Annotated in this window: 1 protein-coding gene; it reads right to left on the minus strand. The window is 41.8% G+C overall.

Annotated elements, in window-relative coordinates; translation table 11 throughout:
• Positions 1 to 323, minus strand: a 323-nt coding sequence (locus OS188_RS14765; protein WP_267149616.1) for a hypothetical protein, incomplete at both ends; no start/stop codon positions are given.

The following is a 323-nucleotide window of genomic DNA, read 5'->3' on the forward strand; positions in this document are numbered from 1 at the left end:
GGAGCAGTAGGAGTTCCGTAATCTCCAGTAGCATTACAACCACCAGATACAGTAAATCCTTCTAACCAAGTATTAAAAGCAGCATCTACAGCAGCTTGATCTGCATAGTCGCAAGCATCAGTAGTCATAACAGCAGGAGCATTTGCAACTACGGCATCAGGCGCTGAAATTGTAAAAGTACTTTCTATAGTAGTTGGCTCACAAGTATCCGTAATAGTATAAGTTACCGTTGTTGTACCACCATCACATAAAAGTGGAGCAGTAGGAGTTCCGTAATCTCCAGTAGCATTACAACCACCAGATACAGTAAATCCTTCTAACCA

The organism is Xanthomarina sp. F1114 (assembly GCF_026410255.1).
Lineage (GTDB): Bacteria > Bacteroidota > Bacteroidia > Flavobacteriales > Flavobacteriaceae > Xanthomarina.